Source organism: Moorena producens 3L (genome assembly GCF_000211815.1).
Lineage (GTDB): Bacteria > Cyanobacteriota > Cyanobacteriia > Cyanobacteriales > Coleofasciculaceae > Moorena > Moorena producens.
This window is the reverse complement of the sequence record NZ_GL890973.1, coordinates 175878-192419: the sequence shown is the minus strand read 5'-3', so window position 1 is coordinate 192419 and position 16542 is coordinate 175878. Positions and strand designations below refer to the sequence as shown.

At 40.1% G+C, this 16542-nt stretch carries 12 protein-coding genes; 2 read left to right on the top strand and 10 right to left on the bottom strand.

The window, feature by feature from the left end; translation table 11 throughout:
- Positions 1–493: 493 nt before the first annotated feature.
- The 8 genes from LYNGBM3L_RS32510 to LYNGBM3L_RS32475 form a co-directional block, all read right to left on the bottom strand.
- Positions 494–1243, bottom strand: coding sequence for a filamentous hemagglutinin N-terminal domain-containing protein (locus tag LYNGBM3L_RS32510; protein WP_008191439.1), 750 nt, complete (start codon positions 1241–1243; stop codon positions 494–496).
- Positions 1244–2831: 1588 nt separating this feature from the next.
- Complete coding sequence (locus tag LYNGBM3L_RS34460; RefSeq protein WP_008191438.1) at positions 2832–4763, bottom strand: right-handed parallel beta-helix repeat-containing protein; 1932 nt, start codon at positions 4761–4763, stop codon at positions 2832–2834.
- 368 nt (positions 4764–5131) lie between these two features.
- On the bottom strand, positions 5132–5566 hold the full coding sequence (locus LYNGBM3L_RS32500; RefSeq protein WP_008191437.1) for a helix-turn-helix domain-containing protein: 435 nt from the start codon (positions 5564–5566) through the stop codon (positions 5132–5134).
- A 636-nt stretch (positions 5567–6202) separates the two neighbouring features.
- Complete coding sequence (locus tag LYNGBM3L_RS32495) at positions 6203–6982, bottom strand: 16S rRNA (uracil(1498)-N(3))-methyltransferase (protein ID WP_008191433.1); 780 nt, start codon at positions 6980–6982, stop codon at positions 6203–6205.
- 684 nt (positions 6983–7666) lie between these two features.
- On the bottom strand, positions 7667–9067 hold the full coding sequence (locus tag LYNGBM3L_RS32490) for a TldD/PmbA family protein (protein WP_008191430.1): 1401 nt from the start codon (positions 9065–9067) through the stop codon (positions 7667–7669).
- 403 nt (positions 9068–9470) lie between these two features.
- Positions 9471–10097: a hypothetical protein gene (locus LYNGBM3L_RS32485; protein ID WP_008191428.1), complete on the bottom strand. Its 627-nt coding sequence runs from the start codon at positions 10095–10097 to the stop codon at positions 9471–9473.
- A gap of 200 nt (positions 10098–10297) precedes the next feature.
- A complete protein-coding gene (locus tag LYNGBM3L_RS32480) occupies positions 10298–12364 on the bottom strand; it encodes an AAA family ATPase (protein WP_008191426.1) in 2067 nt (688 codons plus the stop codon).
- Entirely contained in the window at positions 12361–12609 is a 249-nt protein-coding gene (locus LYNGBM3L_RS32475) for a hypothetical protein (RefSeq protein ID WP_008191425.1), read from the bottom strand. The genes LYNGBM3L_RS32480 and LYNGBM3L_RS32475 overlap by 4 nt, the downstream gene beginning before the upstream one ends.
- A 358-nt stretch (positions 12610–12967) precedes the next feature.
- On the opposite strand from LYNGBM3L_RS32475, the gene LYNGBM3L_RS32470 reads away from it, so the two are divergent.
- Positions 12968–14092, top strand: a complete 1125-nt coding sequence (locus LYNGBM3L_RS32470; RefSeq protein ID WP_044495733.1) for an SGNH/GDSL hydrolase family protein — start codon at positions 12968–12970, stop codon at positions 14090–14092.
- A 98-nt stretch (positions 14093–14190) separates the two neighbouring features.
- Positions 14191–14631 carry a surface-adhesin E family protein gene (locus LYNGBM3L_RS32465; RefSeq protein ID WP_131826842.1) on the top strand — a complete coding sequence of 147 codons (441 nt, stop codon included), beginning with the start codon at positions 14191–14193 and terminating at the stop codon, positions 14629–14631.
- A gap of 128 nt (positions 14632–14759) precedes the next feature.
- On the opposite strand, the gene LYNGBM3L_RS32460 is transcribed toward LYNGBM3L_RS32465, so the two are convergent.
- Complete coding sequence (locus LYNGBM3L_RS32460) at positions 14760–15674, bottom strand: MvdC/MvdD family ATP grasp protein (RefSeq protein WP_008191421.1); 915 nt, start codon at positions 15672–15674, stop codon at positions 14760–14762.
- 391 nt (positions 15675–16065) lie between these two features.
- Positions 16066–16329, bottom strand: coding sequence for a hypothetical protein (locus LYNGBM3L_RS32455; RefSeq protein WP_008191419.1), 264 nt, complete (start codon positions 16327–16329; stop codon positions 16066–16068).
- Positions 16330–16542: the final 213 nt, after the last annotated feature.

Below are 16542 nucleotides of genomic sequence, written 5' to 3'. Positions count from 1 at the left end.
TTCAGCTATCAGCCATAAGCGGTCAGCCGTTGGCTGATAGCTGACCGCACCTCAAGTAGTGTGCGCGTAGCGCATATGCTTACCTTTCCCTTTTAACCTTTAACTTTTTTGAGATTTATTAAGTCAGTGACATACTCCCACACGCTCATCGAAGATTACAGTGTGGGCTTCTTACCAACTCCAGCCATCACTATCGGCTTTCGCCGACGCGGGGCGCGTTCGGATACACGGGTTACTTTATTAACGACACGGGATGCCCCGACCCACCGGAACAATACAATAAGTTCTATTTTTTAGGCACGTAAGTGGCTGACTTGCCCAGCATTTAAGGCCGTAGGCCACGCTACGCGAACGGCTTTGTTTATCAGTACATATATTATAGCAATTTTATAATACCCTGTGCAAAATTCATCCCACACCTATGCTACGCATTAGGTGTGGGGCTTCTTTTGCCGGACAGCTAAAGTTTTTTTTTAAATACTATGATGTCAAATCATATCATGTCCAGGGTAAGCGCAAGAAAAAATTGCCCATAATGTGCATTGGCTGGATATCGGTTGATCGTGGCTCGAAGATTAGTCGATATCTTACTATCTTCGATAACCTCAACATCACCACCGAGTAACAACAGGTTATCAACCGCCAGCTTCTCCAACTTAGCTTGACTGGTAATATTACCGGGAATTTGATTAAAGAAAAACACATTAGGATTAACGGTCAACAATGGGGAAGGAGGCTCTGGATTAGAGGCACTAAACACTCCTTGATTTCCAAAGCCAATCCCATCAGCAGTAGTGCCCACAAATGAACCCGATACATCCAGCTTGGCATTATTACCAAAGAAAATCCCATTGGGATTAATCAAGAACAAATTTGCTCCACCATCGACACCCAAGGTGCCAAAAATATTAGAGGGATTCGCACCAGTTACCCGAGACAGAATATTTTCAATGCCAGCTGGATTAGCAAAATAAACCCTTTGCCCATCTCCGACATTAAACTCTAGGAAACTGTGGAACAAATTGATATCCCGGATTGATCCTCCTTTAATTAGATCAACAATTTCTCCATTTACCTGACCCGAGCTTTGGTGAAACAAAGACCTTTCGGCTGCTGGTAAAGTAGTATCAGGAGTAATCTGAGCATTAGCTTGCTTTACTGAAAATGCGTACGCTCCACTAATGGCTAAGCATAGCGCTAAACCTAACTGAGTGTTATAATTTTTCCAGACATATAATGCCATTGCTTAGATTTCTCCTGATCCTGGGTAGAGTGTTTTTACTGCACTTAAGGTTAATCAATGTCTTGCCATCAATTAACCTAATTTTGATTAATCTAATTTTGATTAACCTACTGACAACTGATCAGTCGGATTGATAATGGCTTGAGGCTGTTATTTTCTGTCGAAAGAATAATTTCGGCTATTATACACTTATAGGTGGCAGCTCTTGATGTAAAGTTTTGTTAAATTAGGTTAATTATGTTAAATTAGGTTAACCAGTGCGACAGGTAATGCTTATCCGAAGAAGCGACTGATAAATAACATCCAATCACATCCAAAATTGCTGCAATTTCCAACAGCGAATCAATTGGGCTGAAACTCATAAAACTAGCGCTATAGTTATCCCCCGCCTAATCTGAGTAATTTTTATTAGCGCTATAGTTTAGGAATAGGATGCTAATAGCTAGCATCGCACGCTTATCGAAAATTGCTGAAATTTCCAACAGTGAATGAATTCGACTGAAGTTAATTAAGCTAGCGCTATCGTTCCGAAATTGCTGAAATTTGCGACAGTCAAGATTATCGAAAATTGCTAGAATTTACGATAGTAAAGGGTTTTCACCCTTTGTTGATTAACCTAGCGCGTTCGCGTAGCGTCGGGCTTTGCCCGAATCGCTATTATCCCAAATGGCTGGAATTTCCAACAGTCAACATTATCCAAAATTGTTGTAATTTCCGGCAGTCAAGGATTTTCATCGAAGTTGCTGTTGCTAGCACTATCGTGATTAGCCAAAATGGCTGAAATGTCCAACAGTAAAGGATTTTCACCCTTTGTTGATTAACCTAGCGCGTTCGCGTAGCGTCGGGCTTTGCCCGAATCGCTATTATCCCAAATTGCTGGAATTTCCAACAGTCAACATTATCCAAAATGGCTGAAATGTCCAACAGTAAAGGATTTTCACCCTTTGCTGATTAACCTAGCGCGTTCGCGTAGCGTCGGGCTTTGCCCGAATCGCTATTATCCGAAATTGTTGTAATTTTTGATAACTATCGCGCGTTGCTCAAGCTAACGCTATTGTGATTATCCCAAATTGCTGTAATTTCTGACAGTAAAGGATTTTCACGGCTTTGTTGCTGTTGCCAGTGCGATTGAAATGCAGTCACGCTACGTGATGAAGCGTTCGCAAAGCGTGGCCTACGGCCTCAGCTTCCGCTAAAAGCGATCGCGCCGACTCCAAAATTGCTGGAATTTTCGATAACTATCGCGCATTGTGATTGCTAGTGCGATTGAAATGCAGTCACGCTACGCGATCGCGATCATCCCAAATTGTTAAAATTCACGATAGGAAACTAATTGAGCTAAAGCATTAACTAGCGCTATAGTTATCCACAGCTTAAGCATGCGAATGTGAATGATAGCGCGATCAACACGGCTGAAGGCGTATGCACGATCATCAAAAATTGCTGAAATTTACGACAGTCAACGAATTGGACTGAAAAAGTCCGAATTCACCTCATGTCATTAACTTATGCTTATTGATAATTGCCCAGTCTTTAAAACTGATCATGCCTCAAAATTTAGGACATAGTTGAGGGAAAAATAATTTAATTAAGGCAATCTATTAATCTGATACTTAGATATTAACTTAGATTGCTTAAAAAGTGGCTTAAAAAGCCTCCTTTGCCAGAGCCAACCCGTTACCAATAAAGCTAAACAGCTATAAATATTAAAACTTAGCAAAAAAGTTAATCCTAAATTTGCGCCTAATGCTAGGGTGAGATATATTATTTCGATACTATCAAGTTTATTAAACCTATTTTTACGCAGTTTGTAAAATACAAATCCAATCACAGCTAAGGCTACAGCTATAGTGGGAGTGATTACCAAATCCCCAGCTATAGCTACAGGTAAGGCAATAGAAAGACTTAGTATACCAGCAATTCCTAAATAGAATGGTCTATTACTCCTAAGAATACAGCGACGAAACAATGGATTACATCCTTCTTCAATTTGAATTCCTGGAAAAGGATGGTTTTCAATTCGACAACGACGGAAAGTAGGATTACTATTATTATTAATTTCCACTCCTAGACTAGTATTGCCATAGATGTCGCAGTCTTCTAGGGTTCCTAATCCATTGTCTGTAATCCAAATTCCGTTTCCTTTACCATCATAAATACGACAGTGACGGAGCGTGGGATTGCTACCTTTAGAGATATATACTCCTAAATAAGTATTGCCATAGATGTCGCAGTCTTCTAGAGTTCCTAATCCATTGTCTGTAATCCAAATTCCGTTTTGTTTATCATCATAAATACGACAGCGACGGAGCGTGGGATTGCTATCTTTATTGATATACACTCCTGAATAAGTATTACCATAGATGTCGCAGTCTTCTAGGATTCCTAATCCATTGTCTGTAATCCAAATTCCGAAACTTTTACCATCATAAATACGACAGTTACGGATAGTGGGATTGCTAGCTTCAGAGATAACCACTCCTAGACTATTATTGCCATAGATGTCGCAGTCCTCTATAGTTCCTAATCCATTGTTTCTAATCCCAATTCCGAAACTTTTACCATCATAAATACGACAGCAACGGATAGTGGGATTGCTAGCTTCATTGATATACACTCCTGTATCAGTATTGCCATAGATGTCGCAGTCTTCTAGAGTTCCTAATCCATTGTCTTGAATCCAAATTCCGTATCCTTTACCATCATAAATACGACAGTGACGGATTGCGGGATTGCTACCTTTATCGATCTGCACTCCTGGATAAGTATTGCCATAGATGTCGCAGTCTTCTAGGATTCCTAATCCATTGTCTGTAATCCAAATTCCGCTTCGTTTACCATCATAAACACGACAGCGACGGATAGTAGGATTGCTACCTTTATCGCTCTTCAATCCTGAATAAGTATTGCCATATATGTCGCAGTCTTCTATAGCTCCTAATCCATTGTCTGTAATCCAAATTCCGTTTTGTTTACCATCATTAATACGGCAGCGATGGATCATGGGATTGCCACCTTTAGAGATCTCCACTCCTGGATAAGTATGACCATAAATGTCGCAGTCTTCTATTACTCCTTGACCATTATCTTTAATCTTAATACCGTTACCTTGCCCATCATGAATACAGCAGCGACGAATAATGGGATTTGCTTTAGAATCACAAATAACTATACCACAGTCATAGGCGGTCAGATCACAATCTTCAAGGATTAACTCTCCCTTGGGAATACACACACCTACACTGCATTCTCGCAAAGTTAAGCCTCGCACTATTGCATAGTCTGTTTGCATCAGAATACAGTTAAGGCTAGTGCCCTCAATAAGGATATCGGAGGCTTTACCATCTCCTAAAATTTCTAGGGATTTATCAATAACAATACTTTCTCTGTAAATCCCTGGCTTTACTAAAATTCTGGTTTCAGGTTGGGCATTTTTAATCGCCTCCCCAATTGTTGTGTAGTCAGCCCTATCCGATTTAGCAACAACTACGGTTTTATTTGAATTAAAATTACTTGTCACAGTCTAAAAGTATTTTCGGTAAAACGACAAAAAATAACTTTATAAGCAGTTCCCAAGTTATTGATAGAAGAAGCGTCTCTCTTTCTATCCAAAATAAATTTTTATATAGATCAAGATTGCTGATGAAACTCTATCCTACATTCATGCCGCAGGTTTACTTAGATAAATAAATAGTATAGCAGTTTTTAATTGGGTGAAGTACTTTGCTTATCTTTTTAAGGCAGAAGGCAGAAATTTTGAAGGTCTTAAAAGCAATCAGCGCCAATAAAGTTTGACACAATCTTACACTCACATGAGCGCTCACCCCAGATTGGGAGAACGATTCACCGCTAGTTCCCCTAAACAGACCCAAAAATAGTAAAGTCCCACTAGCCAAAAAGTTTGGTCAAAATTTCCACAGAAGGATCAACTTCCAGCCACACTGTAGCTCCACAATCCTTGGGACAATTGGGCTGATAAACCAACCGAGACGGTCCTTTGATTTCTACATAATGACCGTAGGTGTTGCGATTACCTTGTTTGACGGTTAGGACAGGCTCGTAGGTGTTGTTCTTTTTATTTTGCCTAATGACGTTCTGGTTGACATGAACGTAAGTGGCCACCTTTTGGAAACCTCTTCTCCAGGTTCCCTTTGGTCCACGGCGACCGGGACTGACCTTGGGCAAGCCATTAAATAAGGGAATTTGCCAAAATCTGCCAACTTTTTGAGCGCCCTTAATTCTGCCATTTTTCAGAAGTTGACGGACTCGTTGGACACAAATCCCTAGAAGAAAAGCTGCTTGGGTAGTTCCGACCACTGTCATTTTTTTTGCTCCTTTAAATAGCGCTATACTTAGCTTAACACATTATTTATGGTTGTGGGTAATTTTTACAAATTTTTACAAATTCATGCAGGGAATTTTAATAGCGCTAGTCTTTTAGAGGTGGTAAAGACTATATGGGATTATTGGGTTTTATGGTCGGTTTACTATAGCGCTAATTTAATTTTGGGATTTATGGACGCTTTACTATAGCGCTAATTTTGTCAAGGGTTTACGGGGCATATAAAGTAATTCGATTTAATCCTTATTTTTAAAATAGCGCTATAGTTATGAAGATCACAAATTATCTAGCGCTATTTTTATTTAAGCCAGTTTAATATAGCGTTATAGTTTTAGAGGATTTGGGGATCTGGGAAATTTAATTAGCGCTACCCTTTTAGAGGATTTAAGGATTATATAGGATGAGCAGATTAGATTTATTTATAGCGCTATAGTAAACATTATTTAGTATAGCGCGAACCTTATTCAGGGCTTAAGGGATAGATCAAGTAATTGGATTTAATCTTGCTTTTAAAATAGCGCTATAGTTAACCGGATTGTCATTATTGAGCACTAGTCTGATTTGAGTAGGATAAATCAAGTTTATTGGCTCACTTGCCGATGGATGTTGTCAATTGCTCAAGCAAAATTATCACCTTTTGTCTTAACTGATGACTCCGAGACTGCTGCTACTATAGACAAGCTAACAATAGGAGCAGTGATAGCTCGAAGAATGCGACTTCCTAGAGAAACAGCGATAAATCCAGCAGCAGTAGCTTGTTCTAGCTCTTGAGTTGTCCAACCACCCTCCGGTCCGGTAGCAATTACAATACCAGGATGTTGAGCAGGGTCTGTTTGGCCAGTATCGAATCCTAATCGTAAATCTAATAAGCAATTGAGTAGATGGGGAGCCTTTCCCCGAGCTACACAAATATAGCGATAGGCTTCTCGGGTTTCCGGTAACTGAAGACTATCGGAAAAGTCAACAGGTTCAAGAATTTTCGGCACAACTTCCCGTTCTGATTGCTCTGCTGCTTCTTGGGTGATGCGCCGCCACCTCTGGAGCTTTTGAGGACTAGGATTGAGTAAAGTGCGATCGCTTTTCAACGGCACAATCCGAGTCACTCCCAACTCCGTTGCCATCAGACAAATTTGCTCAAATCCACTCCCTTTAGGCATCGCAGCCATCAAGGTTACCTGTTTAGGCAATTCGGTTTGAATGTGCTCAGATGCGACAATTTTAGCTTGAGTCAAATCACCTTCTAACTCACTAACATACCAGCCACCCTCTCCATCCATAGCAATAAAGCGATCGCCCTTTCTCAGCCGCAACACTCTAATTAGATAATGCTGTTGGGCATCAGTTAAAACAATCCCTTGGTCTTGACGCTGTGCAGGTGATATCACCAACCGTTGCATACTCATTACTGTTGCCGCAGTTGTAGGGAATTCCGGATTAAATAACAATCACAGAGAATAGGCTTCGATATTTTTGAATTTAGAATTTAGAATTTAGAATTTAGAATTTAGAATTTTGGCTCTTCAGTAGCTTTTATGCTAAAATTCCAGTTAAAAAACTCAGAAAGCTTAATCTACAGGGTAAATTAGGCTATTCAACATTTTAGAATTTAGAATTTAGAATTTAGAATTTAGAATTTAGAATTTAGAATTTAGAATTTAGAATTTAGAATTTAGAATTTAGAATTTAGAATTTAGAATTTAGAATTTAGAATTTAGAATTTAGAATTTAGAATTTTGGCTCTTCAGTACCTTTTATGCTATAATTGCCGTTAAAAAGCTCATAAAGCTTAATCTACAGGGAAAATTAGGCTATTTAACTGATAAAATTTTCTGAATACGGCCTTTGACCACTGTTATTTCCAGAGCCGCTTTTCCCTGTTACAGACTACAGACTGTTTATTTAGGATAACAAGTACGGAACAACCAGAATGTATAATTCATTCTAAATTCTAAATTTTACATTCTAAATTTTACATTCTAAATTCTTCATTCTAAATTCTTCATTCTAAATTCTTCATTCTAAATTCTTCATTCTGACAGACAACCTTCAACCTTCAACCTTCAACCTTCAACCTTCAACCTTCAACCTTCAGCTTCTCCACCAACTACCACATTCCGAATCCTTAAGCTTGGTCCTGCACAACCTACAGCTAAGCCGCTTTGTCCACCTTTACCACAGCCACCGGATTCATCCCAATAGAAATCATCACCAATAGCTTCAATATCAGCTAAGGTCTTGAACACATTACCAGAAAGAGTGACATCTCGCACAGGTTCAGCAATTTGACCATTGCGAATCATCCACGCTTCTCCAGCACTAAAGGTAAACATTTCACCATTAGTCATACCTCCTAGCCAATTTCGAGCATAGACTCCTATTGGGATATCATCGAATAACTCTGCTACTGGAGTAGCTCCGGGTCCTATCCAAGTATTAGTCATCCGAACAATCGGGGGATAGTGGTAATTGAGACAACGAGCATTACCAGTAGGGGTTTCGCCTAACTTACCAGCAGTTTCACGGGAGTGAAGACGTCCAACTAATACACCATCTTTAATCAACTGAGTGGTAGTGGCTGGAGTGCCTTCATCATCGTAGAAATAGCTACCCCGGTGTCCTTGGGTCGCAGCTCCATCAAAGATTTGCAACTCCTTTGAGCCAAAACGACGCCCTATACTCATCACTTCTAGTAAGTCAGGATTTTCATAAGCCATGTCGGCTTCAGAAAGGTGTCCAAAGGCTTCGTGAACAAACAAACCAGTCAGGATGGGGTCGATAACTACTGTATAATTACCACCAGTTACAGGTGGTAAGGATAGAGCATCTACAGCACGTTGAGCTGCTCCATGGACTTGTTGATCAAGATTGGTCAGGTCGTCATAGCCTTGGCGAGAGCCAATGGTTTCTCTACCAGTATGGACACTATCGCCATTACGAGCAGTAGCAGCAAAACGCATTTCCAGATCTGCCCAAGATTGCTCTATCAAGGTACCTTCGGAAGTAGCAATGATGATGCGCTGGTTAACATCCCCATACCGGACAGAAGTGGTAGCAATGCTACTGTCATAACTTCTGAGAATTTGATTGTAGCGATCGCATAATGCTTTCTTCTGCGCCAAGGGAATTTGTCTAGGGTCTGTACCAGTCAGGGGTAACTTACAAACATCCTGTCTTGGTTCAATGGGAGCAAGGGTGGTTTCTTGATTACCCACAATCCTAGCTGCTGCGATCGCGTCTTCGACTCGTTCTTTAATAGCGCTAAGCTGGTTAAAACTCGAAAAACCCCATCCTCCATTATAACATGCTCTTACTTGTCCACCGATAGAAAGACCTTCACTAAGGGTTTCTATCTTGTCACCCCGTAATAAAATGCTAGTTCCTTCGGCTTCTTCTAAGCGAATAGCTAAGTAATCGACACGGGAGCCATATTGAGCAATTAGGTCACAGAGTAAGTTTTTGGTATCAGTTAGGACAATTGGCATAGTAGGGGAAAGAGCAAATAACTATTCTATTGTGCAATGAGTAGGGGCTCTAGTGCTATCGTAAGCATTTAGTCGTCAGCTTATGTGCTACACACACGCTACGCGAACAGCTTATGTTCTTTGTTTTACGTCATATCATGTTAAAACTTACACTATTATAGCATAATTTACCCCTTAGATTATTCAACATAAGCAGTAAGGTAAGCCTCAACCCTAGTCACTTCAATAATATTGACTACTTGTAACAATTAACCTTATTATACATAATTATCGACGTTATTCTAAATTTTAATTATTTCGATAATCATAACAATAAGAATTAGACCAATAATATTATTGCTTAACCCTTGATGTAGTGTCTATTTACTTACCGACTTTTCTTGCCACTATCCCAAAATTATCACTAACTTTCAGCAACAGATTGAGGGCGAGTGCTATTAATAATATGTGACAGAATACCGAGCAGAGCATCTAAATTACCAATAAAGTGTTCTTCTGACTCAATATAAACCGAATTTTTGACTAATTTGAGAAATTTCCATAGGCTTCCAGTTGTGACTCCACCATAGATAAACGGAATAGGATTATTTTTGTGCTCATTAAAAATTTGAGCAGCAACCATTTCAGCAATACACTGAGGGATAGCGGATTTAAGGTTATCATTTTTGGCTTCTACTAGAATAGCAATAGGAGCAGTAACCTCCAACTGTTCAGGAGAATGACTAATGATAAAATCACACCTACCGTTTAGCCCTTTACTTTTATCAATAGTAAACTCTGTGCCAGAGAAAAGGCTGATTTGACGCTTGAATTGCTTGCGAATTTCCACTAAAATAGGAGCAACAATCAATTCAGAGCGCGCTTTTTCCGTATCGATTTCCAATCCTAGAGGTAGGTTTTCTTCTAAAATCTCTTTCAATAAAGGACTAGGAGTAACTGGTTCAACTGATTCAAATAAGTTAACTCGTTCTTGAATCGATAGGTTAAATTGATGTTTGAGTGTATCTAGAGTAAATTCACTGTAAGACATGGCTTTAGCTAGCTATATGTAGCTGTTATCAATCCTTTGAGGTACTATCATAAGAATTCAGTGGTCAGCTGTCAGCCGTGAGCTAAAAGCTCATCCTACGCGAACAGCTTAAAATAAATCTGGAACAGGAGAATTTAATCATTCGAGATTGAGAGTATTGAAACTATGGTAATTTGCCCATCTAAGCATAAGCTGAATAGTTACTCATAATCTACCTCAACAATCTCAGTATATTCAAACTGATTTGGACTACGCCTTACCAAATCATAACGATTTCCAGCTAGCTCAATAACATCTTCTTCACAATCAGACTTAGGAGAATTGTAAGTCAACACATACTCTTTACCAAGAAAAGGAAGTATCTCATCAGCCACTTCTCCTCGCCACTGAGTCTGAGTCACTAAAACTACTAATTGATTCGCCAGTCTAGGTAAGATATTAGCAATTCGCCGACGATAGATTTCATCCAAGCTTCCAAAGGGAGAATCCATTACAATAGGAAAAGTACTACTATCGGGTCCCATCAGAGAATGCTCTTGACTCCAATCCCTAACTCGGTCAATAATTCCGCCGATAAAGGATAAACTTAGAATCTGATTCTCTCCCGTAGACGCAGCAACTAGGTTTTCTTCCCCAAGAGTACTTTCTACTAAGGTTAACTCATACTTATCACTCAACTTAGGAATGTAAGGTGTAAAGGAAATTGAGATAAATATCTCCTGGACCCGCTTCTCCAAAGAAGTCCGAAACTGAGTTTCTAAACGTTCCCTAACTTCAATTAACCGTTCAATAGAATCTTGAGCAGCAGCAATCCGTCGCTGTATCAACGCCTGCTTACTTTCATTCATTTTGTGCTTAGCAATCTGCTTATCCTTTAAGTCAATGTCTGTATCCAACTGTTCAATTTGTTGTTGATTACCTCCTTGCTCTAGGGTTAGCTCCCGAATCCTAGTATCTATCTCATCCAATTGTTGTTGGAGATGACTGATATCCTCATCGGGAAAGTTACGTAACTTTTTCTTGATATCATCTAGTTGGGTCTCAATTCTAGAAAGCTCAGTTCTTCCCTGAGCAATAGTATCTTGTTGTTGGTCAACATCCTGCCAAAATTCTGGCACCTGTTGGTTAATTTCATCAACCTGGGAACCCATACGAATTGCCGTTTCTTCCACTTCAGCCATTCCGGCTTTATCCATCCAGGCTGCTACTTGCTGATGAGCATGAGTTCCCTCAGTTAATTCTACACCACAGATACAGCGCTTGTGTTTAAGTAAATCCCCAACAAATTGCCGCTTAATCCCAACAGGTAATTCCCCTCTTTCCGTTATTAAGTCTTTGACAATCTCTTGAAAAGTTGAGCTTACCTCTGAGAGCAGCACCGTATAGCCACGAGTTGATATAGCTCGTTTCAAGATATTTTGGCTTTGTTTTAGCTGTTCTCTAATTAACTTTTCTCTAGCTTCTAGTTCATCCCGCAGTTGTTGTAACTCCTGAGCGCCACCGAGTTCTAATAACCGTTGACCAATTATCTTCTTTAGCTCATCTTGCTCCTCTAACTCCTGCTTGATTTCCCTTTGACGCTTGATTAGACTCTGGCTCTTCTTTTCCGATTTTCGCTGTTGTTTAAGCAATTGCTTAGTTTCAGAGTCGCCAATTAAAGACAATTCATAGTCTAAGGTTTTTTTCGCTTCCCTTAAATGTTTAATGGAGCGATTTAAAACTTCTACCCCTAGCAAGGTCTTGGTTGCTTCCGCAACTTCTGACTTTTTATCGGAGCGTACCAGTTGCTCAATTCGTTCCCCATCAAAAAAGAAGTATTGGTGCAAACTAGCTGGTAAAATTTGACCAATGATATCCTCGGGTAGTTGTTGAGGTAATAACCAGCGTCCATCATCTCCAGCGATTTGGAGATACAATTCTGTGTTACCTTGATCGACTCCTAACTCAGTTTTGTAAGTACGACATAGACGTTTGACTTGGTAGCGTTTATTATTATGTTCAAATGCCACTTCTACCCAACAGTCTACTGGTTTATTGAACTGAGCTTCAGCAAGAGCTCGCTTATTCAGCAGTTGGTCTTCTGAAGCAAAAGCAGCACTAAACTTTTCATAGAGTACCCACGAAAAAGCATTCAGGATGGTAGTCTTACCTGCACCATTATTCCCATGAATAATCGTAGTGTTTTGCTCGCCACTGGCTAACACAATCACGGGAGTCTTACCATAAAACTGACGAAAATTAAATAGCTGAATAGATAGCAGCTTCATTGAACTTCTTCCTTGACAATTCTCAGGATATCATCATTAATATTACGGGGAGTTTTCATATAGAGTTTATCCTTTTCTGCCTGCAAGACTCGCTCTATAATTCGGCGCACTTCTAGGGGAGCAGTGATAATCGGCTCCTGGACATCATGGAGTTCATTCTTGCTAGGAGAATAAGTAGAAGATTTTTCAGCTACTCTTCTGGAAATGACTGATGTAGCACCACTGGTAGAGTATCTAAATGTCATAACCGTATTTTTTAAAAAAGCGACTAACCTGTCAGATCGTGTCCGGTTGTTTCGGTAGTGTTATTTGTTGTTTATTTTAGTAATCGGTAAGGGTAAATAGGGAATAGCTTGGTAGTAATCACACTTACCAATTCCCGATTACCAATTATCAATTACCCACGCTTTACACTATCGATGTTCCCGGACATGATACCATATCCAGCCTGACTAAATTTATTGTAAGACTTTATTGTTTATTTATACTATAACCCAAAAATTTTGCCAGCTCTTAATAAAGAGAGTCACCCAAAGCAGTACTCTATCTCTGTAGGTTTTTAGTTTTCGATTGAAACCTGCCCACAATCACAGACAATCAAAAATGAAAAACGCAATTACGGCTTTCGGATTTTCTCTATTATCTTTAATGTTGCCCTCTGAAGCTAGGGCATATGATTTAGATTTCACTAATCTTTATGTGTTTGGTGATAGCCTATCGGATACTGGCAATTTGTTCAATATCAGTAAGGCAAGCAATCAGCTAAATCCCACTCTTCCCATCATCCCCCAGAGTCCACCCTACTTTCAGGGACGTTCTAGCAATGGTCCGATCTGGGTAGATTATCTAGCAGATGCTCTGGACATAGACCTGAAGCGATCTACTGATTTGTCGTTGCTGTTACCGGATTCCCCGATACTGTCTCCAATCACTATCACTCCCGATGGCCCTCGGGTGAGTTTTTTCTTCAATGGTGCGACGACTACTCAAAGCGTAAACTTTGCTTTTGGTGGTGCTGGAACCGGATTGGCTGGGATTGGTCAGTTCGGGGAGGTTGTACCGGGATTACTCACCCAAGTCCCAGGGTTTACCAATGACCTAATCGTATCTGATCAGATGGCTGACCCCAACGCCCTCTATATTCTGTGGTCAGGTGCTAATGATTACCAGAGTGTGGAACCTCCTAATCCTACTGAGGTCGTCGGGAATATACAGACAGCACTGAACTCCCTGTATAACTTTGGTGCTCGCAATTTCCTAGTGCTTAACTTACCGGATTTGGGAAAGATACCTCAATCACTGAGGCTAGGTAGTGCATTATCGACTCGCCTCACGGATTTGATCGAGCAGCATAACTCTGTGTTGGACTCCACCCTTAAGGTTTTGAGCCAATCATTACCTGACATTAACCTGATATTCTTTGATGAATATGACCTATTTAATCAGGTTGTGACCAATCCTGGAGACTTTGGTTTCACGAATGTGACGGAAACGTGCTTAGATCAAGCAACGTTGATTGCCTGTGCTAATCCAGACGAGTTTTTATTCTGGGATAGCTTCCACCCAACGACAGCTGGCCATCAGATCCTAGCGGAATCCACCTTAGCAGCACTTAAGTCCCAAGACAAGCCTGAATCTAAGTCTGTACCAGAACCAGTGTCTTCTGCTTCCTTAGGAGTGATAGGGCTTGCCTGGTTGCTTCGGAAACAGTTGAATAAATCCTGCTAGATTTTACTATTAAGTGTAACACAGTGGCAGCTTTCCGAGCTGTCACCGTTGATACTAAATTGATACTAAATAAATTGATACTACTATTGGTAAATTCTATGGGTAAATTTCTGTTAATCTTATCTGCGATCGCTTGTCTATCTCAGACTGCTATAGCTCAGACAAAACCAAGGCGTTGGGTCAGAGTCATGTCAAATGCTCAGACAGGCAATATCCACTACTTTGATGTCGATTCTTTGGTCACCACCACTGATGAAATGGGCAATCCCATCCACTCCTTTGATAGTAGGATAGTATTTGGTAATCCTCTCGAACCAGGAGTGTATTCTGCCATTATCACGGTTCAAGTTAATTGCCCTGAGCGTTCCATACGTACATCGCGTTTTGAACAATACGATTCCCAGGGTAGTATAATCAGCCGGGAAGAATCGGAGAATGATTGGTACACAATACCCACACCCGATACTCCAACGGTTCATGTCATGAATGGTTTTCACACCTTAGCTTGTAAGTCTAAGACTAATGTTGTTAACCGTTGACTGTTGACTGTTGACTGTTGACTGTTAACTTTTGACTGTTGACTGTTAACTTTTGACTGTTAACTGTTAACTGTTAACTGTTAACTTTTGACTGTGGAGTCGGAACTCTGCACTTTCCGACTCAGGACTCAATTGATATCACTGATCAGAAGATTAACTAATTCTTGGGTGATAGGGAAACCAGTTTGTTGCTCAAAGTGTAAAAACATCGGACTGGGGTTAGCTTCAAGAAACACGTATTCACCATTTGGCTTTAAACGCCAGTCAATCGCCGTCCACTGGAGCCAAAACGCTCTAGTGATAGCTTTACACTGCTGTTGCACGGTCTTTGGCAGCCTGACCGGAATCAATTGAGCATCGATATCTTCTCGAAAGTCAAGAGACTTGGAGCGAATTTCTGCCGAGTACATCGAGTCCCCAATTACATAGGTGCGAATATTGGTGCCAGGGATATACTCCTGTATAGTAACAGGAGAAAGCCGCAGGGCTAAGTTTAGTCGTTCAGGTTGTAGATGTTGTTCTGTTAAAAACTGGACATGAGCATCACCATAGACTGGCTTAAAAATTACTTGCTCATAAGACTTCGTAAACTTAATGATAGCGTCTGGATCATTACTAATTAGAGTATGGGGAATCGTTACACCCATTTGTTGAGCTTTGCTCAATTGTAGAGGTTTTTCCTTATGAAATTCATAAGCTTGCCATGAGTTAACCCAGTGAATTGAGGTTCCTTGCATCAACGTTCTTAGGGTACTCATAGCATCATTAAAAGCAACTCTATGCTGTAATGGATTTTTGATTGGGGGAATTTGAACTCCAGAAAAATTACGCCAAAAGATGCTACGAATATCTCTCAGACGTAATTGATAGCCATCGGATAGGGTGAGAATTCCATCGTTAGTGTGTGGCTGCCAAGATAGGCGTAATTTAGTAGGAAACAGAGAGGTATCGAGATAGTTTGTCTTGCCTCCAGCCTTAGTCAGAGCATAGTTGATATGCGCAGCGTGAGTATCTTCAGGGTTGCCCAAAATTAAAATATTCATCTATTGCCAAACAAAACGAACTAGTATTTATACTGTTCTGCTGATTACCCAAGTTCTTTTTTTGTTTCGGTTTACTAGATAATAGTGTGGCTAATCAAGTCAATATCATACTTTGTTTGGTAATAAATTGGTATTTTAAAACACACTCTAAGCCAAATTAATTTTGGTATACTATAAGTTATATTTCCCTGATCACAGGTAAATTTTATAGTTAAATACATCCTGATATTACTCCGAAAATATAGTGCACTCTGTTGACAAATTGCCTAAATGCTGAAAAACGCTGCTAATCGGTCCAGGGAATTGTCACTAGATGGCTTACCCCTTGAGGGCGACATTTCTCACTATAGCAATCCTATAGGATTGCTATATGCCCTAATCTTTATAATTACTAAAAAATTGGCAAGTGTGCCAATCTTGAGATTCTTTTCACTGGTAATGGTTTAAGGTCAATACCTGAGAGATGTTGTTTGTGTTCGATAGCAGTTAGGTTGTTACTCAAGGCTTCAAGCAGGTCTCCCCCTTCTTCTGACAAGGCGCTTTGTGCTTGCACCCCCTTCTTCCTCGATCGCGAAGGTGGTAATATTGCCATCTTCTCCAATTCCATCCGTAACAATACCTCCTTCTTTACATGAGCTTTGGCGAGTAGGGACATTTAAACTGTCGTGTTGAGCAGGTGGACTGGCAAGTTGAGTATTCATGACTGCTTTGAATTGCTGAAAGCGCTAGTTCAAAAAGATGGTCAGAGAAATAATCTCTGTATGTAACCATGACAAAATAACCTGGCTTTCGTAATCCAGATAATTACTGATCCTGTTAAATCTTTTACAATTCTATATCCGTTAATTCTCTACTTTAGCTCTTATTC

Bases quoted from the DNA above. Each gene is read 5' to 3' on its own strand.
- LYNGBM3L_RS32510 (WP_008191439.1), bottom strand. From the start codon at position 1,243: ATGGCATTATATGTCTGGAAAAATTATAACACTCAGTTAGGTTTAGCG.
- LYNGBM3L_RS32500 (WP_008191437.1), bottom strand. From the start codon at position 5,566: ATGACAGTGGTCGGAACTACCCAAGCAGCTTTTCTTCTAGGGATTTGT.
- LYNGBM3L_RS32495 (WP_008191433.1), bottom strand. From the start codon at position 6,982: ATGCAACGGTTGGTGATATCACCTGCACAGCGTCAAGACCAAGGGATT.
- LYNGBM3L_RS32490 (WP_008191430.1), bottom strand. From the start codon at position 9,067: ATGCCAATTGTCCTAACTGATACCAAAAACTTACTCTGTGACCTAATT.
- LYNGBM3L_RS32485 (WP_008191428.1), bottom strand. From the start codon at position 10,097: ATGTCTTACAGTGAATTTACTCTAGATACACTCAAACATCAATTTAAC.
- LYNGBM3L_RS32480 (WP_008191426.1), bottom strand. From the start codon at position 12,364: ATGAAGCTGCTATCTATTCAGCTATTTAATTTTCGTCAGTTTTATGGT.
- LYNGBM3L_RS32475 (WP_008191425.1), bottom strand. From the start codon at position 12,609: ATGACATTTAGATACTCTACCAGTGGTGCTACATCAGTCATTTCCAGA.
- LYNGBM3L_RS32470 (WP_044495733.1), top strand. From the start codon at position 12,968: ATGAAAAACGCAATTACGGCTTTCGGATTTTCTCTATTATCTTTAATG.
- LYNGBM3L_RS32465 (WP_131826842.1), top strand. From the start codon at position 14,191: ATGGGTAAATTTCTGTTAATCTTATCTGCGATCGCTTGTCTATCTCAG.
- LYNGBM3L_RS32460 (WP_008191421.1), bottom strand. From the start codon at position 15,674: ATGAATATTTTAATTTTGGGCAACCCTGAAGATACTCACGCTGCGCAT.
- LYNGBM3L_RS32455 (WP_008191419.1), bottom strand. From the start codon at position 16,329: ATGTCCCTACTCGCCAAAGCTCATGTAAAGAAGGAGGTATTGTTACGG.